The sequence below is a fragment of the Bradyrhizobium sp. WSM4873 genome, assembly GCF_055811355.1.
Map to the genome: position 1 here is coordinate 45,527 of NZ_JBVVPS010000021.1, position 25,139 is coordinate 70,665.

A 25,139-nucleotide genomic window follows, 5' to 3' on the forward strand; every position below is an offset into this window, starting at 1 on the left:
GGCTTAACTCTCCGCCGCGACGGTATTGCGCAGCACGCCGATGCGGCTGGATTCGACCTCGACCACGTCGCCGACTTTCAGCCAGCGAGGCGGGTCAAAACGGGCGCCGGCGCCGGTCGGCGTGCCCGTCACGATCATGTCGCCGGGCTTCAGCGTGGCGAAGGTCGAGAGATAGGAGATCAGGAAATCGAACGGGAACATCAGGCGCTCGGTGGTGTCCTGCTGCCGCACCTCGCCGTTGACGCGCGTGATGATGTCGTGAGGCCCGCGCGGGTCGAGCTCGTCCGCGGTGACGATCCAGGGACCGATGCTGCCGGAGCGATCAAAATTCTTGCCCTGCGTGACATTGAACTTGCCGTGGCGCAGCCAGTCGCGAATCGTGCCCTCGTTGCACAAGGTCATGCCGAAGATGTGCGCCCAGGCCTTTTCGCGCGGGATGTGGCGGCCGCCCTGGCCGATCACGATGACGAGCTCGCCTTCGTAATCGAGCTGCTCGGAGACGTGAGGCTTCTCCAGCGGCTGACCGGAGCCCGTCATCGAGGACATGCTGCGCACGAACAGGCTGGGATATTTGGGCAGGTCGGAGCTGTCCTTATACTCCGCATTGCGCTCGGCGTAGTTGACGCCGATGCACCAGAGCTTTTCCGGCGCCAGCACCGGCGGAAGCAGCACGAGATCGTCGAGTGCGTAGTCCGGCTTTTGTCCGACGACCGCTTCCTGCGCGTCGGCCAGCGCATTGGCTGCGATCACCGCCCTCACATCGGAGAAGTCGCGGCCGATCCGCAGGGTCAGATCGACGACACCGCCTTCCATGGCGGCACCATAGCGCGGCTCTCCGTCCAGGAGATAACTTAAGAGTCGCATGGTCGTTCTCCAATGGCCTTAGGGCGCGCGCAGGGGTAGCGCGCTCAGTCTTTCGATTTGGGAGTTTGGAATACGCCGCGTAGCGTCACGATCTCGCCGAGCCGGGCGTAGCGCGGCCCGCCGATGCGTGCGATCGGATCGAGCGCCGCGGTTTCGACCTTGCCGTCGTTCACGAGGCCGTCGCGGAGGTGGAACATCACGACCTCGCCGACGATCAGGCGGCTGCGGGCGTCGCCGAATTCGAGGCACTGCCGGAAGCGGCATTCCATCGCGACGGGTGCAATGCCAAGACGCGGCACCTTGATGCGCTCGCTCGGGATCGTCTCAAGGCCAAGCTCCGCGACCTCGCTGATCTCAGGCGGATGCTCGACCGATGAGTCGTGCACGGCCTGCATCAGCGGGGTATCGGCGATGTGGATGACGTATTCCTCGGTGTCGAGGATGTTGTGCGCGGTGTCCTTGTAGTCCGCGCCCTTGCGGCCGACGCTGATGGCCAGCATCGGCGGCTTCTGCGAGACGAAGGTGAAGGCGCTGAACGGCGCGAGGTTGAGCACGCCCGCGCGCGACAGGCTCGTCACCCAGGCGATCGGGCGCGGCACCACGATGCCGGTCATCAGCCGGTAGATGCGCTCGGCGCCGAGCTCGGTGGGGTCGATCCGCATCGATCAATCCGCCTTGATGTTGGCCTTGCGCACGATCGGAATCCATTTGGCGTCCTCGCGCTCGAGATAGGCCTTGAATTCGTCGGGCGTCATCGCGACGGCTTCGCCGCCGAGCTTCTCGAACTTGTCGACCACGGCGGGATCCTTCAGGATCGCGGTCAGCGCCTCGTGCAGTTTGTCGATCACGGGCGCCGGCGTGCCTGCCGGTGCGAACAGGCCGGTGAAGGTCTGGCCGTCGAAATCCTTGTAGCCGAGCTCGGCGAAGGTCGGCACGTCGGGCAGCGACTTCAGGCGGTGCGGACTGGTGACGGCGAGCGCCCGGAACAGGCCGGCCTTGATGTGCTGCAGGCTGACGGTGAGCTGGTCGAACGCGAACTGCACCTGCCCGCCCAGGAGATCGTTGACTGCAGGCGCATTGCCGCGATAGTGCGCGGTGACCCATTGCAGGTCGAGGCTGGACTGCATCAGCTCGCTGAGCAAATGGTTGGTGGTGCCGGGACCGGGCGAGGCCATCGTCAGCTTGCCGGGCTCGCGCTTGGCGAGGTCGATGAATTCCTTGAAATTCGTCGCCTGCACCGACGGATGCACCTCGAGCACCAGCGGCGTCATCGAGATCGTCGTGATCGGCAGGAAGTCCTTCTTCCAGTTGTACACGTCGCGCTTGTTGATCTCGGTCGCGAACAGCACCGGGCCGTTGGCGCCGACGAACAGCGTGTAGCCGTCGGGCGCGGATTTCGCGAACGCCTCGCCCGCGATCATGCCGCCGGCACCCGCCTTGTTCTCGATGATGAAGGGCTGGCCGAGCTTTTCCTGAAGCTTGTCGGCGATGATGCGCGCGGCGCTATCGACATTGCCGCCGGCCGGATAGGGCACGATCAGCTTGACGTTGCGCGCCGGCCATTGCTGGCCCGACGCCGGTCCCGTCAACATCGCCGCTGCGGCAGCTATGGCAATCCAGATTAATCTCATGTTAACGTCCCGGCGGCGCTTCCAATTTTACGTCGATTTGCCTGAATTCGTACACGGCATCTCGATTCGGAGCGCAATCTCCAGATGCGCGCTTTACCTGTCGAGGAAATTGTGGCGTTCTTGTCCATATTATGGACAAGACGACTTCCGCAAAATCCACCCGCCGCATGACCGAACCGCGACAGGGCGCGCAGGCGATCCGCCGCGCGCTCGCGGTACTGCGCATTCTCGCCGCGGGCCGCGAAGACGGCGTGCCGCTGGCCGAGGTGGTGCGGGCGACCGGCCTCACCCGTCCGACCGTGCATCGCATCGTCCACGTGCTGATCGAGGAAGGCATCGTCGAACGGCATGATAGGACCGGCCGCTACGCGATCGGCAATCAGGTGCCGGAGCTCGCGCTCGCACGGGCACGGCCGTCGCGGCTGCTAATCGCCGCCAATCCGTCACTGCAACGCGCCTCCACCGAGATCGGCGACACGCTGTTCCTGACGGTGCGGACCGGCAACGACACGCTGTGCGTCGATCGCAGGATCGGTGTCTATCCGATCCAGGTGCTGTCGATCGAGGTCGGCGCGCGCCGGCCGCTCGGTGTCTCCAGCGCGGGCGTTGCCATCCTCGCCGCGATGCCGGCCCAGGACGCCCGGAAAATCGTCGCAGCCAATGAGAAGAGACTGGAGGCCTACCGGACCGACGCCGCGACGGTGCTGAGCCAGGTCACCGCCGCAAGACGGCTGGGGTATGGCATGAGGGAAATTGGTCTCGTGCAGGGCACGAAATCGATCTCGACCTGGATCAAGACTCCGGACGGCCGTCCCGCTGCCGCGATGACCGTCTCCGCCGTTCGGACGAGGCTCGGCCCGCGCCGCGAACAGGAGGTCGCGGAGATCTTGCTGCGGGAGGCGCGGATCATCGAGCAGGCGATCCGGGGTTAGACCACGCTGTCAATGGGCTGACGTCGCGCACCATTTTGTGGCACAAGAGCCGCCTCCGCCGACCGAGCAACGAGGCCCCGCATGCCCGCGCCAAAACCGCCTGCCTTCGAGACCCTGAGCCTGCATGCGGGCCAGCATCCGGATCCCGCGACCGGCGCCCGCGCGGTGCCGATCTACCAGACCACGTCCTACGTGTTCCAGGACTCCGATCACGCCGCCGCGCTGTTCAATCTCGAACGCGCCGGCCACATCTATACGCGCATCTCCAATCCGACCACGGGTGTGCTCGAGGAACGGCTTGCGGCGCTGGAGGGCGGCGTCGGCGCGATCTGCACCGCAAGCGGCATGGCCGCGCTCCATCTGGCCATCGCGACGTTGCTCAATGCCGGTGACCATATCGTGGCGTCGAGCTCGCTCTATGGCGGCACCATAAACCTGCTGGCACACACGTTGCCGCGCTTCGGCATCACCACCAGCTTTGTCAAGCCGCGCGATCTCGACGCGCTCCGCGCCGCGATCAGGCCGAACACGAAGCTGGTGATCGGCGAGACCATCGGCAATCCCGGGCTCGAAGTGCTTGATATTCCGAAGGTCGCGGCGATCGCGCATGACGCGAAGATTCCGCTGCTGATCGACAACACCTTTGCCACGCCCTATCTCAGCCGTCCGATCGAGCTCGGCGCCGACATCGTCATGCATTCGGCGACCAAATGGATCGGAGGCCACGGCATCGCGATCGGCGGCGCCATCGTCGACGGCGGCCGTTTCGATTGGCGTTCATCCGGAAAATTCGGCGTGCTGACCGAGCCCTATGGCGGCTATCACGGCATCGTCTTCGACGAGCAGTTCGGCACGGCCGCCTTCATCATGCGCGCGCGCACCGAAGGCCTGCGCGATTTCGGCGCTTGTCTATCCCCGACCAACGCCTTCCAGCTGTTGCAGGGCGTGGAGACGCTCGGTGTGCGCATGGACCGCCACATGCAGAACACGCACCTCGTGCTGGAAGCCCTGAAATCCAACAAGGCCGTAGATTGGGTGCTGCATCCCTCGCTGGAGGACCACGCTGACTACCAGCTGGCAAAGACATTGCTGCCGCGCGGCGCCGGCTCGATCGTCTCCTTCGGAATCAAGGGCGGCCGGCCCGCGGGACGCAAGTTCATCGAGGCGCTGCGCATGATCAGTCATCTCGCCAATGTCGGCGACGCCAAGACGCTGGTGATCCATCCCGCGTCGACCACGCACCAGCAGATGGACGCCGAGCAGCTCAAGGCCTCCGGCATCGGCGAGGAGCTGGTGCGGCTCTCGGTCGGCATCGAGACCGCAAGCGACATCATCGACGATCTCACCCAAGCGCTGCGCATCTCGCAAAAGGTCTGACACCATGAAGCTCTCCGTCAACGGCGCCGAGGTGCTGGTCGCAACCGGCGGCCGCGACTTCGACAGATCCCTGCCCGCAGTCGTCTTCCTCCATGGCGCCGGCTTCGATCATTCGACCTGGGCGCTGCACACGCGCTGGTTCGCCCATCATGGCTTTGGCGTGCTGGCGCCTGATCTGCCCGGTCACGGCCGCTCGCCCGGACCCTCGCTCGGCAGCATCGCCGAGATGGCCGACTGGACGGCGGCCCTGCTCGATGCGGCCGGAGCGACGAAAGCGCATCTGATCGGCCATTCCATGGGATCGCTGATCTCGCTGGAGACGGCCGCACGTCACCCCGACAAGGTGTCCGCGCTCAGCCTGATCGGCACGGCCGCGACCATGACGGTCGGCCCGGATCTGCTGAAAGCGGCCGAAGCCAATTCGCAGGATGCAAACGACATGGTCTCTATCTGGGGACTCGGCTTCAACGCCGAGCTCGGCGGCAGCCTCGCACCGGGCCTGTGGATGCATGGCGGCGCCCAGGCCGTGTTGAAACACTGCGAGCCGGGCGTGCTGTTCAGGGATTTGTCGGCTTGCAACGCTTACGCCAATGCGCTTCAGGCTGCCACGAGCGTGAAGGTGCCCACGACTCTCATCCTCGGCGAGCGGGACATGATGACGCCGGTGAAGGCCGGCAAGGCACTTGCCGCCGCGATCCCGCATGCAAAGACCGTCGTCGTGCCCGGCGCCGGCCACATGATCATGGCCGAACGCCCGGATGAATTGCTGGCGGCGCTGACGGGCTGAGGATTTAGATAGAAGCCGGCCTCCCCGGCGTCATGGCCGGGCTTGTCCCGGCCATCCATGCCTGGCCACTCCAAAGCAAGAACGTGGATGCCCGGGACAAACCCGGGCATGACGACAATTCAGGAGCCCGGCGTCCACTTCCAGACGATGTCGGACACGTTGACCGGCTTCGGGATCAGACCCAATTTTGCAAAACGGTCGGCGACCGCCTGCTGGCTCTTGGTCACCTCTGCATCCAGCGGTACCACGCGATAGGTGGAGCGGTTGACGAAGCGGCGGATCGCCTCGATGTCGACGCCGGTCGCGTCGGCCTGAGCCTTTGCTACCTCCTCATGATGAGATTCCGCCCACACGCCTTCGGAGGCGAAGCTCGCGTTGAGCTTTGCCATCAGCGAAGGATACTTCTCCACGAATTCGGCGCCAGCGATGTAGAATGCGTTCGGTTTGTGGACATCCTTGTCGAAGGCGATGACGCGGGCGCTCTCCTTCAATTCAGCAAGCGCCAGATACGGATCCCAGATCGACCAGGCATCGACCGAACCCTTTACAAAGGCGGCCGTCGCATCCGCCGGGGCGAGCGGAGCCGGCGCAATATCGGACCAGGAGAGACCGGCCTTCTCGAGCGACGCGACGAGGAGGTTGTGCGCACTCGATCCCTTGGCAAACGCAACGCGCTTCCCCTTGAGGTCCGCAAGCGATTTGATCGGCGAATCCTTCGGCACGATGATCGCCTGAGTGTCGCCTTCCGATTTCACCGCCGCGACGTAGCGGATCCTGGCCCCGCCGGCTTGCGCGAAGATCGGCGGCGTATCGCCGACGAAGCCGAAATCGACGCTGCCGACATTGATGGCTTCCAGCAGCGGCGGACCAAACTGGAAGTCGATCCATTTGATCTCGATGCCGAGCGGCTTGAAGGCGCTTTCGAGCGTTTGACGCTGGCGAACCGCCGGGAAGAAGCCGCCCTTCTGCGTACCGATGCGGATTTCCGCCGGCTTGTCGTCCGCGCGCGCCGGTGCGGCCAAAGCGGTCGCGAGCAGCAGCGTCGTTGCGAGAATGTGTCGACGATTGATCATGACGTGGTCCTTTCGGTGGGATCAGCTGGCAAAGGCTGGAGAATTCGCGCGCCGGGTCCGCTCGCAGAACACGGTACGGGCGGCACGCTCGGCCTCGCGCGCCGAGCGGAACTGCCGGCCTTCGAGGCTGTCGAACAGACGCTCGGAGGAGAAAAAGCGGAAGCCGCGCGTGTCCTTCGTGACGATGCCAGCGGCGCGGTCGTGGATTTCGATGATGTAAGCGTTCGATTGGTGTTGGGACATGACTGCTCGTTCGCCGGGGCTCGGCGTTTCTGTCTTGGGATTTGCTGGATGAGGTGCTGCTAGGAGGCGGCGGTCAGCAACAACAGGCGCCGGTGGCCGCCGAGAAACAACGCCGCGTCATGCATGCATGCATGTCGTTGTTAGTGCGCTGGTGATCGGTTCTCATATCGCGGCTTCGGCTCGAGGAGCAGTTTCGATGCATCGAATATCGAGCGTTTAGTGCGATCGGTCAATGAAATGGCTATCCATAATTGCCCCTGCCGCGTATCGGCACTTCTCCGCGCGCGAGCGCAAGCAAACGAATTCATCTCGCGATGAGCTCAACTAGCGAGGCACTTCGCCTCTCCCCGTAAGAACGGGGAGAGGGGGAAGAGGCAGCAGAGAGAGGGGAAGAGGCATCACCACATCGTCGCGGCCGCCCGCTCGGGCCAGGCGCGATCGTACTCCGCGCCGCCGACCTTGTTCTCGCTCATCTCGGCGAGGATCTGGCCAGGTGTCGGCAGCGTCTTGGGGTCGATGCGCTTGTCGGGATTCCAGAGATCGGAGCGGACGATGGCGCGGGCGCACTGGAAGTAGATTTCGTCGACATTCATCACCATGACGCTGCGCGGCGCCTTGCCGTCGACCTTGAACGAGGCGAGCAGTTCGGGATCGATGGAAAGATGCGCCCGGCCATTGGCCCGCACCGCATTGCCGGAGCCGGGGATCAGGAACATCAGCGACACCCTGGGATCGCGCACGATGTTGCGCAAGGAATCGACCCGGTTGTTGCCGCGGCGATCCGGCAGCATCAGCGTCTTCGGATCGTGAATGCGGACGAAGCCGGAGAGATCGCCGCGCGGCGAGCAGTCGATGCCCTCTGGTCCGATGGTGGCGAGCGCGGCGAACGGTGCTTTCTCGATGAAGACGCGATAGAGCGGGGTGACGTGGTCGGCGACTTTCACGGTCGAGGCGTCGTTGGTGACGCCGTAGATGGCCTCCAATTGCTCGACCGTTTCGATCACCGACATTCCAGTCTCCTTATCGTGCGGGCTATTCGTGCCAGCCTTGATTCCTAATCACGCGCAGGAGCTGGCGGCCGTGGTACTCCGCGCTGCCGGCGTTGAGGATGGTGACATCGGCCTGCGCCGTTGCATCGTCGACGCTGCGCGTCAGCCGTTCCGCGATATTGCCGTCACTGTCCCGGGCGCGGGCGGCGAGCCGCTGCGCCAGCACATCCGGCGGCGCAGTGATCGCGACCACCACGACGTTTGCATAGGCCTGGCGTAGCGCGCCGATCACCGTGCGCGAAACATTGGCCACGACGGCGCGTCCGGCACGAATATCGTCGTTGAGGTCGAGCGGCAGCGCGTAGGAATGCCCATGCGCCTCCCAATGCACGGCGAATTCGCCATGCTCGCGCGCGCGACGGAATTCGTCAGGGCTCACCGCAATATTGTCTTCGTCGGCCGAGGATTCGCGCGTCACGACACGGCGCGGAAAGACGATGTCCTGTTCCTCGATGCACGCCGCCCGCGCCAGTCGCAGCAGCGTGTCCTTGCCGGCACCGCTGGGACCGACCACGAGCACGAGCCGCCCGGGCCCGATCGCACCCGTCTGCGCTCCCGCCGTGGTGACGGTCTCGCTCATGCGACGCGGCTTCCTTCGCGCCAGACGCTGCGGACCGCGGGAACGTGGCCCGCGACGTGCACGCGGATCAGATCGGCACGCTTGCCGACGGCAATCTCACCCCGATCGGACAGGCCGACCGCCTCGGCGGGCGCCTTCGTCACCGTGCGGATCGCCGCCGCAAGACTGATGACGGGCACGTGCTCGGGCAAATGCAATGCAGCCATCAAAAGGCTCGAGGGAATGTAGTCCGACGACAGGATGTCGAGCAGGCCCTCGCGGGCGAGATCGACCGCGGCGATATTGCCGGAATGCGAGCCGCCACGCACGACGTTCGGCGCGCCCATCAAGATGTCGATCCCGGCCTCGTGCAGGCCGCGCGCGGCCTCCAGCGTGGTCGGGAATTCCGCCACCGAAACACCATCGCGCACGGCGTCCACGACGTTCTCCTCGGTGGTATCGTCATGGCTCGCCAGCGGGATCTTGTACTTGTGTGCCAGTGCCACGATCTCGCGCATGTTGGTCGCCGCATAGGCCTTCTGATATTCGAAGCGCTTCGCGAACAGCTGGTCGAGCTCGGCATCGGTCTTGCCGCCGCCCTTGCCGCGGTAATAGTCGCGCAGCTTGCCTTCGTCGCGGAACTGGCGCTGGCCGGGGGTGTGGTCCATTAGGGACATCAGCCGCACGTCGGGACGGTCGATCAGCTCCCTGGCCTCCTCCACCACGCTCGGCATCGGGATTTCGCAGCGCAGATGCAGGAAGTGATCGGCACGCAGCAATTTGGCATCGCGCGCGGTCGTGATCGCCGCGGCAAGCACGCCGGCGCGTCCATCTACTTCCTCGGCACCATCCTCGCGCCAGACCCGGAGCGAGTCGAACACCGTGGTGATGCCCGAGGTCGCGAGTTGGCCGTCATAGGAGACGACGGCCGCGACCGGATTCCAGAACACTTTTGGCCGCGGCACGTAATGCGCTTCGAGGTGGTCGGTGTGAAGCTCGATCAATCCCGGCATGATCAAATCGCCGCCGGCATCCTCGGCCCCCGCAGGCGCCCTGCCCTCACCGATCTCGGCGATACGTCCATCGGCGAGGGCAAGCCAGCCCTGCTCGATCACCCGGTCCGCCAGCACGATCCTGGCGTTGGCGATCACGATGTCCTTCTTGGCGTTCATGTCCATTTCCTTCAAGCCGCGGCGGCGAAGCTGGTGACGTCGACGATGCGGTCGGCAATCTGATGACGGATTTCGTCGTCATGGACAATGGCGACCATGGCGACGCCCTGGCGCTTCTTTTCGGCGACCAGCTCGACCACGACGGCCCGGTTGGCGGCATCCAGCGAGGCGGTGGGCTCGTCGAGCAGCAGGATCGGCAGATCCGAGATGAAGCCGCGCGCGATGTTGACGCGCTGCTGCTCGCCGCCGGAGAAAGTCGCCGGCGGAAGCTGCCGGAGCCGCTCGGGGATGTTGAGACGATGCAACAGTTCGCCAGCACGGGCTTGCGCCTCCGCGCGCGCCATGCCGTTGACGATCAGCGGCTCGGCGACCACGTCGACGGTCGCGACGCGCGGCACCGCGCGCAGGAACTGGCTGACATAGCCAATGGTCGCGCGACGGATGTTGAGGACCTGCCGCGGCTCGGCGGTGGCGAGATCGACCAGCGCGCCGCGATGGCGGATGCCGATGCGGCCGGAGTCGCAGCGGTAATTACCGAAGATCATCTTCAGGATCGACGATTTTCCGGCGCCTGATGGCCCCGACAGCACGACGCATTCGCCAGGATTGACGTGAAAGGTCACGCCGCTGACGACAGGCAATTCGATGCCGCCCTGCAGGTGCATCGTAAAGGTCTTGTTGGCATTGGCGACGTCGATCATGGCGGTCATTGAAAAACTCTTCCTGGAAGGCTCATGGCGGCAGAATCGAGGAGACGAGGAGCTGGGTGTAGGGTTCGCGGGGATCGTCGAGCACCTGGTCGGTGAGGCCGGTCTCGATGACGCGGCCGCCCTTCATCACCATCACCCGGTGCGACAGCAGGCGCGCGACCGCGAGATCATGGGTGACGATGATGACCGCGAGGTGCAGCTCCGCGACGAGGCTGCGCACGAGGTCGAGCAGGCGGGCCTGCACGGAAAAATCGAGGCCGCCGGTCGGCTCGTCCATGAACACCAGCCGCGGCTCGGTGACGAGGTTGCGGGCGATCTGGAGGCGCTGGCGCATGCCGCCGGAATAGGTCCGCGGCGCATCGTCGATGCGTGCGATGTCGATCTCCACGCGGGTCAGCCAGTCCGACGCGGTATCACGGATGCGGCCGTAATGATTCCAGCCCACCGCCATCAGCCGCTCGCCGACATTGGCGCCGGCCGAGACCGCCATGCGCAGACCCTGCGCGGGATCCTGGTGGACGAAACCCCAATCGGTACGAAACAGAAATCGCCGCTCGGCCTCGCCCAGCGTGGCGAGATCGCGGCTGACGCCGTCGCGCATCCGGTAGGAGACGTGCCCACCGCTGGCTGCGAGCTGACCCGACAGCAGCTGGAGCAGCGTCGATTTGCCCGAGCCGGATTCGCCGACGATCGCGAGCACCTCGCCGGGGTAGAGCGAAAACGAGACATCGCGGCAGGCGGCGATCCGGCCATAGGATTTGCTGAGGGATTCTGCGACCAGCAGCGGCTCGTCGTTTTCGAGCATGTCTTGATCAGCCATTCGATGCCTCCTGCGCCTTGTCCTTGTACGGCGCGGCGCTGAGGCTGCCGTGATGGCCGGCGGCCTGGCGTCCCTCGCAATAATCGGTGTCGGAGCAGACGAACATGCGGCCGCCCTTGTCGTCGGTGACGATCTCGTCGAGATAGGAATTTTCCGAGGCGCACAACGCGCAAGGCGCGTTGAAGCGATAGGGCTCGAAAGGATGATCCTCGAAGTCGAGCGACACGACCTGCGTAAAGGGCGGGATCGCATAGATGCGCTTCTCGCGGCCGGCGCCGAACAATTGCAGCGCCGGGCAATTGTCCATCTTGGGATTGTCGAATTTCGGCGTCGGCGATGGGTCCATCACGTAGCGCGCATTGACCTTCACCGGATAGGCGTAAGCCGTCGCGATGTGGCCGAAGCGGGCGATGTCCTCGTAGAGCTTGACATGCATCAGGCCGTATTCTGCGAGCGCATGCATGCGCCGCGTCTCGGTCTCGCGCGGTTCGAGGAAACGTAAAGGCTCCGGGATCGGCACCTGATAGACCAGCACCTGATTCTCGTGCAGCGACGTCTCGGGAATGCGATGGCGGGTCTGGATCACGGTCGCATCTTCAGTCGCCGTCGTCGTGGCAACGCCGGCGGTCTTGGCAAAGAACTTCCGGATCGAGATCGCGTTGGTGGTGTCGTCGGAGCCCTGGTCGATCACCTTCAGCACGTCCTGCGGCCCGAGGATCGCGGCCGTCACCTGCACGCCGCCGGTGCCCCAGCCATAGGGCATCGGCATCTCGCGGCTGGCGAACGGCACCTGATAGCCGGGGATCGCGATTGCCTTGAGGATCGCGCGGCGGATCATCCGTTTGGTCTGTTCGTCGAGATAGGCGAAATTGTAGGCGGGCGCGTTCATTCCGCGGCCTCCTTCATGGCGTCAGGCGCATTGGCCTCGGTGAACGCTTTAGAAAACTCTTGGCGCAGCTTGCGCAACAGGCCGAGCTCCGACTGGAAATCGACATAATGCGGTAGCTTCAGATGCTCGACGAAGCCGGTCGCCTGGACGTTGTCCGAATGCGACATCACGAATTCCTCATCTTGCGCGGGCGCGAGTGCCTCTTCGCCAAGCTCGCGCGCGCGCAACGCGCGGTCGACCAGCGCCATCGACATGGTCTTGCGCTCGCTCTGGCCGAAGGCGAGGCCATATCCGCGGGTGAAGCACGGCGCTTCGGTGGCGGAGCCCTTGAACTGGTTGACCATCTGACATTCGGTGAGTTCGATCGAGCCGAGCGGAACGGCGAAGCCGACATCTTCCGCCGAGAATTCGACCTCGACCTCGCCGAAGCGGATTTCGCCGGCGAAGGGGTGGTTGCGGCCGTAGCCGCGCTGGGTGGAATAGCCCATCGCCAGCAAGAACCCTTCGTCGCCACGCGCGAGGTTCTGCAGGCGCAGGTCGCGATCCGCAGGAAAATTCAGCGGCTCGCGGGTGAGATCGCCGACGCTGGCGCCTTCCTCGGCCTGCGGCGATGATTCGATCAGCCCGTCGCGGCCGAGAATATCCGTCACCCGCGGCGTGGGCGCCGTCGATGCTTCGGCCGTCGCCGGCGCCTCCGGCACAAAGCCGTCGGCGAGCGAGGGATCGAGCAGACGGTGGGTATAGTCGAAGGTCGGGCCGAGGATCTGGCCGCCGGGAATGTCCTTGAAGGTCGAGGACACCCGCCGCCGCACGCGCATCGCACCGGTCTCGACCGGCTCGCTGGCGCCGAAGCGCGGCAGCGTGGCGCGGAAGGCGCGGACCAGAAAGATCGCCTCGATCAAATCGCCGCGCGCCTGCTTGATGGCGAGCGCCGCGAGCTCGCGGTCATAGAGCGAGCCTTCGCTCATGACGCGGTCCACGGCGAGGCCGAGCTGCTCCGAGATCTGGTCGAGGGAGATTTCCGGCACGCTTTGGTCGCCGCGCCGCGCACTGGCGAGCAGGCGATGAGCGTTCTCGATGGCGCGTTCGCCGCCTTTGACTGCGACATACATGCTTAGCTTCCCTTGCTCACGACGCGCGTGGTGCGCGGGATCGCAACCACGGCATCGTCGGCGACCAGCACCACATCGACGCCGCACGGAAACAGCGCTTCGTTGACGCGCAGGCGCTCGAACAGGTCGAACGGCTTGATCGAGGCATGGACCGCCGCGACACCGTCGATGCCGGGACCGCGCAGCTCGAAGCTGCGGCCTGCGTCCAGGCTTTCGACCTGCAGGATCAACGTGGTCGACCGATCCGGATATTCGCTGGTGCCCAGCGCGAAGCGCTCGAGCGAAGGCAGCGCCCCGCCGTCGCTGATCAGGGCGAAGCTTGCGATCGAGGAATCCTGCACCACCGGCGCGCCGGTGTGGAATTTCAGCCATTTCACGACGTCGGAACTCTCGGACGTGCGCGCATCGAGCCAGAGCGGCGTGTCGTGATCGAACAGCGTCAGCGCGATCGCGGCCGTGCCGCGCATCATCACATGAGGCGCTCCTGATGTCGGCACGATGCGCTGGACCGATCCCGGCCGCGCCATCGCGTTCATGACCGAGCGAAAGGTCGATTGCGCCGACAGCACCTTGTCGGCGAATCCCGGCGGCAGTTCCGCAATCGTGGTCATGATCTCACCCCTCACCGCGCACCATGGTGTAGAAATCAACCTTCGTCGCGGCGGTCTCGGCCGCCGCCTGCTTGCGCCTGACCATAACCTGCTCACGCAACGGCGCGATAACGTCCCGCTCCACGGCGCCGCCGAAATCCCTGGACTGCACCAGCGCATCGCACAGCGCGATCAACCGCGCCTTCTCACCGTCGCGACCGAGCGTGTAGCCGAAGCCGACCTCGCCGCTCGCGAGCCGCACCGCGGCGCGCGATACCGTGGCTTCGCCGAGATTGAACGGCGCACCGTCGCCGCCGACCCGGCCGCGCAGCATGACGAGGCCGTTTTCCGGCGCGCGCAGATCCTGATGCGCGGGCAGAGCGAGAGCGCGGAGGCGAGCGGCGATCTCGCCCGCCTCCGCGTGCGCCAGCACGGCCATTGCGGCCTTGCGCTGGGCTTGCTGATTGTTGTGCTGGGTCACCAGATCCACCGAACTTTTCTCAACAACTTGCCGAATCCAAGTTGTCTATGATACTAGACAACTTGATACCGGAGCGCCATGACTGTTTCGTGACAAAGGCGTGATTTCTGGAGTAGCTTCCCGGCCACATGAGCATGCAGGACACAGCCTCCTCCGGCGTCGCGTTGTGGCGCCTCGTTGCCGACGGCATCGAGCGCGGCATCGCCGACGGCCGCTTTGCGGCCGGCGACAAGCTGCCGGGCGAGATGGAGATCGCCGAAACCTATCGCGTCAACCGCCACACCGTGCGGCGCGCGCTGGCTGCACTTGCCGAGCGCGGCATCGTGCGGGCCGAACGCGGCAGCGGAACCTATGTCGAGGCGCAGAAGCTCGCCTATCCGCTGCGTTCCCGGACCCGCTTCTCCGAGATCGTCGGCGCGGACGGCCGCGAACCGCATGGCCGGCTGATCGAGGCGTCCGATGATGTCGCGACCCGCGAACTCGCGCGAGAACTCGGTCTCAAGACCGGCGCACCGCTGGTGCGGATCGAGGCGATGCGCCTCGCCGACCGCACGCCGATCTGCGTCTCCACGACATGGCTGTCGGCGCAGTTGTTCCCGGGTGCGGGCGACATCTTTGCCGCGACCCGCTCGATGACGAAACTGCTCGAGCATTACGGCGTCCGCGACTATCGCCGCGGCGCGACCCGGATCACCGCCGGCATCGTCGACGCAACCGACGCCGCACGGCTCGATCTGGCGCTGGGGCGGCCGATCCTGGTGGTCGACGCCACCGACCACGATCTCGACGGCAAGCCGCTGGTGACCAAGCATTCGCGCTTTGCCGCGGAGCGGGTGGAATTTCTGGTGGAGCCGTAGGGTGGGCTGCTTGTTCTCCCTCGCCCCGTTCTTACGGGGAGAGGGTTGGGGTGAGGGGCTGCCTCCACAATCACCGTAAGAGACGGACTCGCGGAGAGTCCCCCTCACCCGCCGCGCTGCGCGCGTCGGCCTCTCCCCGCAAGCGGGGAGAGGCGAAGACCTACGCCACCGCCCTTCGGCCGATGATCGCAAACCGCAACTTTCCCGAGACGAAATCAATCGCGGCGACCGCGACCAGGATCATCAAGATCAGGAACGACACCTTCTGCCATTCCAGCACGCGGATCTGCTCGGCGAGCTGGAGGCCGATGCCGCCGGCGCCGACGATGCCGATGATGGTGGCCGAGCGCGTGTTCGACTCGATGAAATAGAGCACCTGGCCGGCGATCACGGGCAGGACCTGCGGCAGCAGACCGAAGCGAATCTCATGCAACGCACTGCCGCCGGAGGCGCGGATGCCCTCGACCTGCTTCTGGTCGGCGCCCTCGATCGCCTCCGAGAACAGTTTTCCAAACGCGCCGAAATCGGACACGGCAATGGCGAGCACGCCGGCGAACGGGCCGAGCCCGACCACGTTGATCCACACCAGCGCCCAGATCAACGTGTCGACGCCGCGGATCGAATCCAGGAAACGCCGAATCGGGAAGCGCAAAATGCTCGACGGCACGACGTTGCGCGCGGCCAGCAGGCTGACCGGCAGCGCGAACAGCGCGGCCAGAGTCGTGCCGAGCAGCGCGATCGACAGCGTCTCGCCCAGCGCCTTCAGATAGATCGGCAGCGACGAGCCGGGATCCGGCGGGATCATCATCAGGCTGATCCAGCCGAGCTGGTTGAGGCCCGCGACGAACCGCGACGGCGAGAAGTCGAGATCGACGAGGCCGTAAATCAGGATCGCGAGCGCCGCGACGATCATCGCCGGCATGGCGAGCCGCGCCGACGCCGGCCGGTCGAACACGTCAGGATAGCGCGCGCGAAGCGCCGCGGTATCGGTCTCCCGCAGTCCCGTCACGTCCGCGCCTCCTTGCCGAACAGACGGCCGCGCAGCCATCCGGTGCTGATGTCGATGATGAAGACCGTGACGATGATGGTGAGCAGGATGGCGCTGACGTCCGAGTAATAGAACTTGCGGATGGCGACGACGAGCTCCTGGCCGATGCCGCCGGCGCCAACGAAGCCCATCACGGAGGCCTCGCGGACATTGATCTCGAAACGCAGCAGCGCGTAGCTGGCATAGCCAGCCGTGACCTGCGGCAGGATCGCGAAGCGCATGCAGGAGAGCCAGCTCGCGCCCGTCGAGCGAACGCCTTCGACCGGCTTCATGTCGGCGTTCTCGACGATCTCCGAAAACAGCTTTCCGAGCGCGCCGGTGGAGTGAATCGCAATCGCCAGCACGCCCGCCATCGGTCCGAGCCCGAACGCGATCACGAAGATCAGCGCAAACACGATGCCGGGCACCGTGCGCGCGAATTCGAGCAGGCGCCGCACCACGAAGCGCAGCCAGGGCGCGGGCGAGGTGTTTTCAGCCGCGAGGAAGTTCAGGCAAAACGCAAAAGTCGCGCCGATCAACGTGCCGACATAGGAGATCAGCAGGGTCTCGCCCAGCATCTTCAGCCATTTGCGCCAGCCCCAGAGCCACTCGCCGACATCGGTCCAGACGCGCTGGCCGGTGTCAAGTGTGAGGATGCGGTCGAAATAGCTGATGAAGTTGCCGAAATGGGCGAACAGCGTGCGCAAATTCACTTCCGCGCCGATCGCCGCCAGACACAGTGCAGCGGCGAAGATCACGGCTGCAAACAGGAGTCGGAGCCGCTTGCGCGCGACCGCCTGGCGATAGGCGGCGCTGAGCACGGCGAGCTGCTGCTCGGGGAGGATCGAAACCGCGACGGTCATCTGATCAGGAAAAATGGTCGATCAAAGAGAAAGAGCCGGGTCCATCGACCCGGCTCCAGTGGCATCGTCCCGATACTCAGGACGCCTTCTTCTTACGCAGCGCATCGACGAACTTGATCAGCTCGATCGTGCCATCCCAATCCTTGGTAGTCGCGGGATGAAAACCCTTCTTTTGGCCGTCCTGGAGGCGATCGAACGCAGCCTTGTCCTTGGCCGGCGCGTCGAAGAACGCCTTCGCGATCGCGGCCTTGGCCTCTTCCGGCAGGTCGGAATTGTAGGCATAGGGGCCGTTGATGATCGGCGCCGACTTGTGGATGATGCGGAAATCGTCCTTCTTCATCGCGGAGCCGTCGGCATTCTTCAGCATGCCCTTGGTCAGCATCTGCGCCAGCGTCGAATCGTCGTCGCTGGTCCACTGGTTGGCGGCGACGTCGACCGTGCCCTGCGCCAGCGCCAGGATCGCGTTCTCATGGCTGCCGGTGAAGACGACCTTGCTGAAATAGGTGTCGGCGTCCGCGATGCCCATCTTGTCGAGCTCGAAGCGCGGCACGTTGTTGCCGGAGGTCGAGTTCGGGTCGACCAGGCCGAGGTTCTTGCCCTTGAGCTGGTCGATGCTCCTGTAGGGACTGTTCGCCTTGACGAAGAACACCGAGTAGTAGCCGGTCGAGCCGTCGGAATTGATGTCGTTGGCGAAAGCGTCGGTCTTGACGCCGGTCAGGCGGGCGCGAGCGAACGACGCGGAGCCATAGCTCGCGATGTGGATGTTGCCGGCACGCTGGCCTTCGATCACGGCGGCGTAGTCGTTGGCGATGCGTAGCGTGACCTTCACGCCCAGTTCCTTGGAGAGATAGCTCATGAACGGCGCCCAACGCTCGGTCACGCCCGAGGCGTTTTCCGCCGGAATGACCGCGAAGGTCAGCTCGGGATATCTAGCTTTCCAGTCCTCGGCCGAAGCCGAAGCCGTGAACGCGAGCGCGGCGGCGCCAGCAAGAATCAATCTGCGAGTAATCATGATAGCCTCTTCATTGGTTGAGGTCGGTTGACGCAAAACTGGTGAGTCCTGATGCGGCGCCGCTCAGGCGGCGGCCGCCGTTCCAAGCGCCGGAATGCCTTGTCGCACCGGTGCAGGCGTGCCGCCCATGACATCGGCGGCTTCCAGATCGTAGAGCTCGCGCGCAACGTGCTCGGTCAACTCGGCCGGCGCGCCGTCGAACACCACGCGCCCCTGCGCCATGCCGATCAGGCGGTCGCAATAGCTGCGCGCCAGGTCGAGCGAATGCAGATTGCAGAGCACGGTGATGCCGAAGTGCTTGTTGATGCGCAGCAGCGCATCCATCACGATCTTGGTGTTGCGGGGATCGAGCGAGGCGATCGGCTCGTCGGCGAGGATGATGTCGGGCTGCTGCACCAGCGCGCGGGCGATCGCGACGCGCTGCTGCTGACCGCCGGAGAGCTGGTCGGCGCGCTGGGCCGCGAGCGGGGCGATATCGAACTGCTCAAGCGCGGACATCGCCAGCGCCTTGTCCTGCTCGGGCCAGGTCTGCGACAGCGAGCGCCAGGCCGGCATCGTCGCGAGCCGTCCCATCAGGACGTTGGTGAGGACATCGAGCCGGCCGACCAGGTTGAACTGCTGAAAGATCATCGCCGAACGCGCCCGCCACTGCCGCAGCTCCTTGCCGCGTAGCGCCGTGACGTCGAGACCGCCGAACAGAATGCGGCCCTGCGAAGGGGCCGCGAGACGGTTGATGGTCCGCAGCAGGGTCGACTTGCCGGCGCCGGACCGTCCGATCACGCCGACGAAGCCGCCGGGAGAGACTTGAAACGAAGCGTCGTCCACCGCGGCTTTCACGCCGAAGCGACACGTCAGACCTTCAACCACCAGCATGCAGGGCTCCAGAGTAGCTGGGACCCACCGCTAGCGCCGGCGCTTGACACTTGTGTGACACGGACGTTGCGGTGCGGCGATCCTACACACGTCATCCACTGTTCTTGCCCTGTCATCGCGTCGTCATGACATTGTCATCAAGCCGCTCGAAGAGAAACGCCCGCCCTCTCGTTCGGATGCAACATGGCCGCCAAAGCTCTTTCGGTCCAGCCGACTGTCGATCCCTCGGCGAAGCTGCACGACACCAGGCTTGGGGCCTATACCGAGGTCGGCGCCCGCACGATGCTGCACGACGTGACGATGGGCGATTACTCCTATGTCGTGAACGACGCCCAGATCACCTACAGCACCATCGGAAAATTCTGCGCGATCGCGGCGATGACACGGATCAATCCGGGCAATCACCCGATGCACCGCGCCACGCAGGCGCACTTCACCTATCGTTCGAGCGCCTATTTCGAAGGCGAGACCGACGACACCGACTTCTTCGACTGGCGGCGCCAGCACCACGTCCATATCGGCCACGACGTCTGGATCGGCCATGGCGCGATCGTGCTGCCGGGCCGCAACATCGGCACCGGCGCGGTGATCGCGGCCGGCGCCATCGTCACCAAGGACGTACCGGCCTACACCATCGTCGCCGGCAATCCGGCGCGCATCGTTCGGCGGCGGTTCTCGGAAGAGGTTGCTGGGCGGCTTGCGAGGCTCGCTTGGTGGGACTGGGATCACGACAAGTTGCGTGAAGCCCTGCCCGATTTCCGCAAGCTCGGGATTGAGGATTTTCTCACGGCATACGAAGCAGGGGCACCCTCCTCTGCCAGCAAACGAAGCGCGGTCGCGTGACAGACATATTCCTCGAGGGCGGGCGGGCCCTGATCGGCTCCGAGTTCGCCGAAACGTCGCTTCTCGTGTCCGGAACGGACATCGCAGAGATCGATGCGTCTCGCGGCCGAGCGCGACTTGCGATCGATGCCCGCGATCTGCTGGTCCTGCCGGGCATCGTCGATCTGCATGGCGATGCCTTCGAGCGACAGATGATGCCGCGCGCCGGGGTCGATTTCCCGATCGACGTCGCGCTCGCCGACAGCGACCGCCAGGCGATCAGCAACGGCATCACCACGGTATTTCACGCCACGACCTGCTCATGGGAGCCGGGCCTGCGCAGCGCCGACAATGCGCGCGGCCTGATGGAGGCGATCGAACGGCAGCGCCCGCAATTCGCCGCCGACACCCGTTTTCACCTGCGCCATGAGACTTACAATCTCGACGCCGAAACCGAGATCAGCCAGTGGCTCGCTGAGGGCCGCGTCGACCTGTTCGCCTTCAACGACCACATGGACGGCACGGTTGGGGACATGGCCAAGCCCCGCAAGCGCAACCGCATGGTGGAACGTACCGGCCTGTCGAGCGAAGATTTCGACCGGCTGGTCGGCCACGTGCTTTCGCGCGCCAGTGAAGTGCCGGCTTCCGTGTCGCGGCTCGCCGCGACAGCCCGCGCCGCCGACGTACGGATGCTATCGCATGACGATGCGACGCCGGCGATGCGCCAGGGCTTTCGCGCCATGGGCGTGGCGATCGCGGAGTTTCCAATCAACGAGGAGACGGCGCGGGCGGCGGCAAGCCACGGAGACGCCATCGTCTACGGCGCGCCGAACGTCGTCCGCGGCGGCAGCCACACCGGCTGGACCAAGGCATCCGACATGATCGCCAAAGGGCTCTGCTCGGTGCTGGCCTCGGACTACTACTATCCCGCGCAGCTGCTCGCTGCGTTCCGGCTCGCCGCCGATGGCGTGCTGCCGTTGACCGAGGCCTGGAACCTGGTTTCCACCGCGCCCGCGCGCGCGACCGGTCTTGCAGATCGCGGCGTGCTCGCGGAAGGCCGGCGCGCGGACATTCTGCTGGTCGACGACAGCATGCCGCTGCGGCCGCGGCTGATCGCCGTGATATCAGGCGGCAAGCTCGTACATCTCACCGACGCGACGCGGTTGCTTGGCATGGCAGCTACCCCGCGCGAAGCTGTCGTCGCAGCATAAACCCGCTATGCTCGGACGATGACGAGTTTCCCCCGCTACGCGATCTATTTTGCCGCAGGCAGCGACAGCGCGCTCACCCGCTTCGGCGCGGAGTTGCTCGGCTACGATGCCTATACCGGCAACGAGCTGCCCTTCCCCGCCGAGGCATCGCATCTCGCGCCGGACTGGCGCGACATCACCGCCGATCCCCGCAAATACGGTTTTCACGGCACGCTGAAGGCGCCGATGGCGCTCGCGCCGGGCAAGACCGAAGCGGAGCTTTTTGCGGCCTGCGCGGCTTTTGCCGGCGAGGCGCGGAAGATCCCGGTGATCCGCCCGGTCGTCGATGCCATCAGCGGCTTTATTGCGGTCATTCCGGCCGAGCAGGTCGATGCGCTCCAAGAGCTCGCCGCTGATTGCGTCCGCGCGTTCGACCGCTTTCGCACCGCCCTGACGGCGGAAGATCGTGCGCGTCGCAAACCCGAGAAGCTCAGCGAACGGCAGCGCGACTATCTCCATCGCTGGGGCTACCCGTACGTGATGGAGGAATTCCGCTTCCACATGACGCTGACGGGGCGGCTGGACGCGGAGCGCCGCGGCCCGATCCTGGAGCTGCTGCGCGCGCGGTTTGCGGCGCTCGAGCTTGAGACGCTGGCGATCGATCGCATCGCGCTGTTCAGGCAGGACGGTGCGGGGGCGCGGTTTCGTCTCGTCGGCGAGTGGATGTTAACGAGATAGCATTGCGCTCGCGCGTCATTCTCGCTGTCGTCCTGGCGAAAGCCAGGACCCATTACCCCAGGGAGCGGTTATAGCGCGAGCCATAGCCTCCCGAGTCTTCGCCAAACGACATCCTGGGGTAATGGGTCCTGGATCTGCGCTCCGCTTTGCACGCTTGTCCAGGACGACGGCTGAGTTATATGGCGACCGCCGAGCAGGCAGCGCCCTACTTCCCCCACCTCAACGCCATTGCATCCCGTTCCTTCGCGAGCTCCAGCAGCCCTGCCCGCGTCGCCGGGTGCAGCGGCTGGAGCGGATGCCGCACCGTGTCCGACTTGATCACGCCGCCGGCCTGCATCATCGCCTTGCAGGCGATCAGGCCGCATTGGCGGTTTTCGTAGTTGATCAGTGGTAGCCAGCGTTCGTAGGCGGCTTTGGCCTCTTCACGCTTGCCGGCGAAATAGGGATCCACGATCTGGCGGATGCCGTCGGGGTAGCCGCCGCCGGTCATCGCGCCGGTGGCGCCGGCATCGAGATCGGCGAGCAGCGTAATCGCTTCCTCGCCGTCCCAGGGACCCTCGATATCCTTGCCGCCCGCCTCGATCAGGCTACGCAGCTTTGACGCGGCGCCCGGCACCTCGATCTTGAAATAGCGGATGTTGGAGAAGTCGCGCGCCAGCCGCGCGAGCAGCTCGACCGACAGCGGCGTGCCGGCGACAGGCGCATCCTGAATCATGATCGGAATCTTGATCGCGTCCGACAGCACCTTGAAGAATTCGAGGACGCCTTTCTCAGGCACGCGGAAGGTTGCGCCGTGATAGGGCGGCATCACCATCACCATGGCGGCGCCGGCCGCCTCGGCCTGCTGGCTGCGCGCGGCGCAGACGGCCGAGCTGAAATGCGTGGTGGTGACGATCACGGGAACGCGGCCCGCGACATGCTCCAGCACCGCATGCATCACGGTCTCGCGCTCGGCATCGGTGAGCACGAACTGCTCGGAAAAATTGGCGAGAATGCACAGACCGTTCGAGCCTGCGTCGATCATGAAATCGATGCAGCGGCGCTGTCCGTCGAGGTCGAGCTCGCCGCGCTCGTTAAAGATGGTGGGTGCGACCGGGAACACGCCGCGATAGGGGCGCTGCGCCTTGTGTTGGGGCGTGACCGGCATCGAACTCTCCATCCCTGATATCTCTTACATCTGCCGCGACGCTCGCGCAGCGTCACAGATGTACCCGCCCCGCGCATCTGCGGCAATGCCGATCGCGCGACGTAGGGAGGAAGGATTTGTCGAAGTTATGCGGTCCTCACCGCGCCCAAAAAGCCCTCGACCGCCACGCGGAGACGATCGGCGTCGGCGGACATTTTCGACACGGACACCGACAGCACCGAACCGGCATTGCCCGTTTCCTGGTTGAGCCTGGCGACGCTGCCGATGGTGTCGGTGACCTCGCGGGTTCCCTGCGCGGCCTGCTGGAAGTTGCGGGAGATCTCGGTGGTGGCCGCGCGCTGCTGTTCGACGGCGGCGGCAATCGCCGTCATCTTCTCGTCGATGCCGCTGATCGCGCCGCCGATCGCGCGGATGGCAGTGACCGCCTGGCCCGTCGCGCCCTGGATCTCCGCGACCTGGCGGGAGATCTCTTCCGTCGCCGTCGCCGTCTGCGAGGCGAGGCTCTTGACCTCGCCGGCGACCACGGCGAAGCCGCGGCCGGCCTCGCCCGCGCGCGCGGCTTCGATGGTGGCGTTCAACGCCAGCAGATTGGTCTGCCCTGCGATGGCGTTGATCATCTTCACGACCTCGCCGATGCGGCCAGCGGTCTGATCGAGGATCTCGACCGTCGCATTGGTCTGCGCTGCCTGCGACACGGCTTCGCGAGCCTCGCGGGCGCTGGCCTGCACCTGCGCGGAGATCTCGCCGACGGACGCCGAGAGTTCTTCGGTCGCGGCCGCGATGGTCTCGAGATTGTTGGTGGCCTGCTCGGCGGAGGACGAGACCGCCGCGGTCTGGCTGCTCGATTCCGAAACCAGCGAGCGCACGTCGGTCGCGGTGGCGTCGAGTTCCTTGGTCGACGCCGCAACGCTGTGAATGACGGCTTGCACGGTGTCGTCGAAACTGCGGCAGGCCGCATCGACGGTGCCGGAGCGGGCAAGCTGCAGCGCCTGCTGCGATTCGCGCTCGCGGCCCAGGCGTTCCGCGGTCGCCGCGCTCTCGCGCAGGCTTTCGAGTGCGGCGGCCATGGTGCCGAACTCGTCGGGATGCCTGGATTGCGGGACGGGCGTCGCGTAGTCGCGAGCGCTGATCTTGGCAATGGCATCCAGGATGGCGCGCACCGGGCGCATGAGGCGATTGCGGACCACGTACACGCCGGTGAGGGTCACGGCCAGCGCGAGCAGGAACGCGAGCGACTGCACGACGAGATTGGTGAGCGCCTTGGCCTGCACCGTTTCCGCCCGGACGATCGACTGGTCGAGCGCCTTGTTCGCCACCGCGACGATGGACGCGAAGGGTGACTGGCACAGCGTATTCCATTCCGAGGCGGGCATCGCGGGCTTGCCGCTGCCGTCGAAATTCTTCGTGAGGTCGCCGATCTGCTTGAGGGCACCGTCGGTCTTGGCCTTCGCGTCCGCCGCTGCCGTCACCAGCTCCGCCGCCACGCCGGGCGCGGCCAGCAACTCGGCCATGCCCGCCCAGCCGGAGGCGATCGTGCCATCCCATTGCGCCACTGACCGCCTCTGAGCGTCGTCGAGCGGCTTGCTGCCGTTGACGTTGGAGCGAAGGGACGAACAATGGATTCCATAACGGTCGCGCACCTGCCAGGCGAAGCGCCGGACCTGGATCATGCGGGCGATGAAGGGATCGTCCATCCAGGCACGGTTCGACACCGCGGTGGAGGCAAGGTTGGCCGTGTCGATCACCTTGGTGACGGCATCATACCATGAATTGGTGCGCTCGATCTTGCGCTCCGCGCGCGGGCGCTTGGCTTCGTCGTAGAACAGCTGGAATTGCGGGGAGGCGGCGCTCCAGCCTTGCTTCAATGTGCCAGCAAGTTCGTCGCGGCGGCCGAAATCGACGGTGGCAAGCGCGGCGCCGATAGCGTCATAGCCGCCCTGCTCGGCCTTCTCCGCCGCGTCGAGTTTTGCCCGCGGGTCGTCCTCGCCGAGGATCGCGCTCTGCGCATCGCCGCGATTGTTCCGCAGCGCCAGCACGCCATGGAAGATCGCCTTGTCGGCGGCGGCAAGCCGCGCGGTCTCGAGGCTGTCGCTATAGCGGCCGAACGCCCCGACCATCTGGATCGCCGTGGAGGCTAGCGCACCCGCGGCCAGCAGCGCCATCAAGGTCAGGAGAAGCGAACTTACCGATTTCTTAAACATTGCCATGGTGTCGCGGGCCTGGGGTCGGGGGCCTATTCTTCGGGCGCCACCTTGCCCCGCGACATGCCAATGTTCCGTTAAGTTTAATCGAATTGCTGTGAGCACCCCCCGGACGAGGCT

At 65.4% G+C, this 25,139-nt stretch carries 27 protein-coding genes; 7 read left to right on the forward strand and 20 right to left on the reverse strand.

The window, feature by feature from the left end; translation table 11 throughout:
* Positions 1 to 3 precede the first annotated feature (3 nt).
* The 3 genes from AC0L21_RS25050 to AC0L21_RS25060 are packed head-to-tail and all read right to left on the reverse strand — an operon-like array spanning position 4 to position 2,495.
* On the reverse strand, positions 4 to 864 hold the full coding sequence (locus AC0L21_RS25050) for a fumarylacetoacetate hydrolase family protein (protein WP_473264401.1): 861 nt from the start codon (positions 862 to 864) through the stop codon (positions 4 to 6).
* Between the two features lie 44 nt (positions 865 to 908).
* The gene (locus AC0L21_RS25055) at positions 909 to 1,526 is read right to left on the reverse strand and encodes a flavin reductase family protein (protein ID WP_247463402.1); all 618 of its coding nucleotides are present in this window, start codon (positions 1,524 to 1,526) and stop codon (positions 909 to 911) included.
* A gap of 3 nt (positions 1,527 to 1,529) precedes the next feature.
* Entirely contained in the window at positions 1,530 to 2,495 is a 966-nt protein-coding gene (locus tag AC0L21_RS25060) for a Bug family tripartite tricarboxylate transporter substrate binding protein (RefSeq protein WP_473264402.1), read from the reverse strand.
* Between the two features lie 131 nt (positions 2,496 to 2,626).
* Between AC0L21_RS25060 and AC0L21_RS25065 the strand changes: the two genes are divergently transcribed.
* The 3 genes from AC0L21_RS25065 (at position 2,627) to AC0L21_RS25075 (ending at position 5,591) form a co-directional block, all read left to right on the forward strand.
* Positions 2,627 to 3,427, forward strand: coding sequence for an IclR family transcriptional regulator (locus AC0L21_RS25065; RefSeq protein ID WP_473264403.1), 801 nt, complete (start codon positions 2,627 to 2,629; stop codon positions 3,425 to 3,427).
* 81 nt (positions 3,428 to 3,508) lie between these two features.
* Entirely contained in the window at positions 3,509 to 4,804 is a 1,296-nt protein-coding gene (locus AC0L21_RS25070) for an O-acetylhomoserine aminocarboxypropyltransferase (RefSeq protein WP_473264404.1), read from the forward strand.
* Between the two features lie 4 nt (positions 4,805 to 4,808).
* Entirely contained in the window at positions 4,809 to 5,591 is a 783-nt protein-coding gene (locus AC0L21_RS25075; protein ID WP_473264405.1) for an alpha/beta fold hydrolase, read from the forward strand.
* Positions 5,592 to 5,710: 119 nt separating this feature from the next.
* Here AC0L21_RS25075 and AC0L21_RS25080 read toward each other — a convergent pair whose 3' ends face one another.
* The 11 genes from AC0L21_RS25080 to phnG form a co-directional block, all read right to left on the reverse strand.
* Positions 5,711 to 6,664 (reverse strand): aliphatic sulfonate ABC transporter substrate-binding protein, encoded by a 954-nt coding sequence (locus AC0L21_RS25080; protein WP_473264406.1) that lies wholly within the window; start codon positions 6,662 to 6,664, stop codon positions 5,711 to 5,713.
* Between the two features lie 21 nt (positions 6,665 to 6,685).
* Positions 6,686 to 6,907 (reverse strand): hypothetical protein, encoded by a 222-nt coding sequence (locus tag AC0L21_RS25085; protein ID WP_473264407.1) that lies wholly within the window; start codon positions 6,905 to 6,907, stop codon positions 6,686 to 6,688.
* A 398-nt stretch (positions 6,908 to 7,305) separates the two neighbouring features.
* Positions 7,306 to 7,917, reverse strand: coding sequence for a pyridoxamine 5'-phosphate oxidase family protein (locus AC0L21_RS25090; protein ID WP_473264408.1), 612 nt, complete (start codon positions 7,915 to 7,917; stop codon positions 7,306 to 7,308).
* Positions 7,918 to 7,939: 22 nt separating this feature from the next.
* Positions 7,940 to 8,536, reverse strand: a complete 597-nt coding sequence (phnN, locus tag AC0L21_RS25095; protein ID WP_473264409.1) for a phosphonate metabolism protein/1,5-bisphosphokinase (PRPP-forming) PhnN — start codon at positions 8,534 to 8,536, stop codon at positions 7,940 to 7,942.
* Complete coding sequence (locus AC0L21_RS25100) at positions 8,533 to 9,687, reverse strand: alpha-D-ribose 1-methylphosphonate 5-triphosphate diphosphatase (protein WP_473264410.1); 1,155 nt, start codon at positions 9,685 to 9,687, stop codon at positions 8,533 to 8,535. The genes phnN and AC0L21_RS25100 overlap by 4 nt, the downstream gene beginning before the upstream one ends.
* An 11-nt stretch (positions 9,688 to 9,698) precedes the next feature.
* Positions 9,699 to 10,397: a phosphonate C-P lyase system protein PhnL gene (gene phnL, locus AC0L21_RS25105; RefSeq protein ID WP_473264411.1), complete on the reverse strand. Its 699-nt coding sequence runs from the start codon at positions 10,395 to 10,397 to the stop codon at positions 9,699 to 9,701.
* 22 nt (positions 10,398 to 10,419) lie between these two features.
* A complete protein-coding gene (phnK, locus tag AC0L21_RS25110) occupies positions 10,420 to 11,217 on the reverse strand; it encodes a phosphonate C-P lyase system protein PhnK (protein WP_473264412.1) in 798 nt (265 codons plus the stop codon).
* Complete coding sequence (locus tag AC0L21_RS25115; protein ID WP_473264413.1) at positions 11,210 to 12,106, reverse strand: alpha-D-ribose 1-methylphosphonate 5-phosphate C-P-lyase PhnJ; 897 nt, start codon at positions 12,104 to 12,106, stop codon at positions 11,210 to 11,212. The genes phnK and AC0L21_RS25115 overlap by 8 nt, the downstream gene beginning before the upstream one ends.
* Complete coding sequence (locus tag AC0L21_RS25120) at positions 12,103 to 13,218, reverse strand: carbon-phosphorus lyase complex subunit (protein WP_473264415.1); 1,116 nt, start codon at positions 13,216 to 13,218, stop codon at positions 12,103 to 12,105. Before AC0L21_RS25120 ends, AC0L21_RS25115 begins: the two co-directional genes overlap by 4 nt.
* A gap of 2 nt (positions 13,219 to 13,220) precedes the next feature.
* Entirely contained in the window at positions 13,221 to 13,829 is a 609-nt protein-coding gene (phnH, locus tag AC0L21_RS25125) for a phosphonate C-P lyase system protein PhnH (protein ID WP_473264416.1), read from the reverse strand.
* 4 nt (positions 13,830 to 13,833) lie between these two features.
* A complete protein-coding gene (gene phnG, locus AC0L21_RS25130; protein ID WP_473264417.1) occupies positions 13,834 to 14,298 on the reverse strand; it encodes a phosphonate C-P lyase system protein PhnG in 465 nt (154 codons plus the stop codon).
* A gap of 119 nt (positions 14,299 to 14,417) precedes the next feature.
* Between phnG and phnF the strand changes: the two genes are divergently transcribed.
* Positions 14,418 to 15,146: a phosphonate metabolism transcriptional regulator PhnF gene (gene phnF, locus AC0L21_RS25135; protein WP_473264418.1), complete on the forward strand. Its 729-nt coding sequence runs from the start codon at positions 14,418 to 14,420 to the stop codon at positions 15,144 to 15,146.
* Positions 15,147 to 15,306: 160 nt separating this feature from the next.
* On the opposite strand, the gene phnE (AC0L21_RS25140) is transcribed toward phnF, so the two are convergent.
* From phnE (AC0L21_RS25140) to phnC, 4 genes are all read right to left on the reverse strand, one after another.
* On the reverse strand, positions 15,307 to 16,194 hold the full coding sequence (phnE, locus tag AC0L21_RS25140; RefSeq protein WP_473264419.1) for a phosphonate ABC transporter, permease protein PhnE: 888 nt from the start codon (positions 16,192 to 16,194) through the stop codon (positions 15,307 to 15,309).
* Positions 16,152 to 17,036: a phosphonate ABC transporter, permease protein PhnE gene (gene phnE / locus AC0L21_RS25145; RefSeq protein ID WP_473264421.1), complete on the reverse strand. Its 885-nt coding sequence runs from the start codon at positions 17,034 to 17,036 to the stop codon at positions 16,152 to 16,154. Before phnE (AC0L21_RS25145) ends, phnE (AC0L21_RS25140) begins: the two co-directional genes overlap by 43 nt.
* 76 nt (positions 17,037 to 17,112) lie before the next feature.
* Complete coding sequence (phnD, locus tag AC0L21_RS25150; RefSeq protein WP_473264422.1) at positions 17,113 to 18,048, reverse strand: phosphonate ABC transporter substrate-binding protein; 936 nt, start codon at positions 18,046 to 18,048, stop codon at positions 17,113 to 17,115.
* A gap of 63 nt (positions 18,049 to 18,111) precedes the next feature.
* Positions 18,112 to 18,921: a phosphonate ABC transporter ATP-binding protein gene (gene phnC / locus AC0L21_RS25155; RefSeq protein ID WP_473264424.1), complete on the reverse strand. Its 810-nt coding sequence runs from the start codon at positions 18,919 to 18,921 to the stop codon at positions 18,112 to 18,114.
* 183 nt (positions 18,922 to 19,104) lie between these two features.
* Between phnC and AC0L21_RS25160 the strand changes: the two genes are divergently transcribed.
* The 3 genes from AC0L21_RS25160 to AC0L21_RS25170 are packed head-to-tail and all read left to right on the forward strand — an operon-like array spanning position 19,105 to position 21,671.
* Complete coding sequence (locus AC0L21_RS25160) at positions 19,105 to 19,764, forward strand: LbetaH domain-containing protein (protein ID WP_473264426.1); 660 nt, start codon at positions 19,105 to 19,107, stop codon at positions 19,762 to 19,764.
* Positions 19,761 to 20,954 carry an alpha-D-ribose 1-methylphosphonate 5-triphosphate diphosphatase gene (locus AC0L21_RS25165; RefSeq protein ID WP_473264427.1) on the forward strand — a complete coding sequence of 398 codons (1,194 nt, stop codon included), beginning with the start codon at positions 19,761 to 19,763 and terminating at the stop codon, positions 20,952 to 20,954. The genes AC0L21_RS25160 and AC0L21_RS25165 overlap by 4 nt, the downstream gene beginning before the upstream one ends.
* Before the next feature lie 18 nt (positions 20,955 to 20,972).
* Positions 20,973 to 21,671 (forward strand): DUF1045 domain-containing protein, encoded by a 699-nt coding sequence (locus AC0L21_RS25170; RefSeq protein ID WP_473264428.1) that lies wholly within the window; start codon positions 20,973 to 20,975, stop codon positions 21,669 to 21,671.
* Positions 21,672 to 21,876: 205 nt separating this feature from the next.
* Here the strand turns inward: AC0L21_RS25170 and AC0L21_RS25175 are convergent, their stop codons facing one another.
* Entirely contained in the window at positions 21,877 to 22,818 is a 942-nt protein-coding gene (locus tag AC0L21_RS25175) for a dihydrodipicolinate synthase family protein (RefSeq protein ID WP_473264429.1), read from the reverse strand.
* Between the two features lie 125 nt (positions 22,819 to 22,943).
* Positions 22,944 to 25,025, reverse strand: a complete 2,082-nt coding sequence (locus tag AC0L21_RS25180; protein ID WP_473264430.1) for a methyl-accepting chemotaxis protein — start codon at positions 25,023 to 25,025, stop codon at positions 22,944 to 22,946.
* Positions 25,026 to 25,139: the final 114 nt, after the last annotated feature.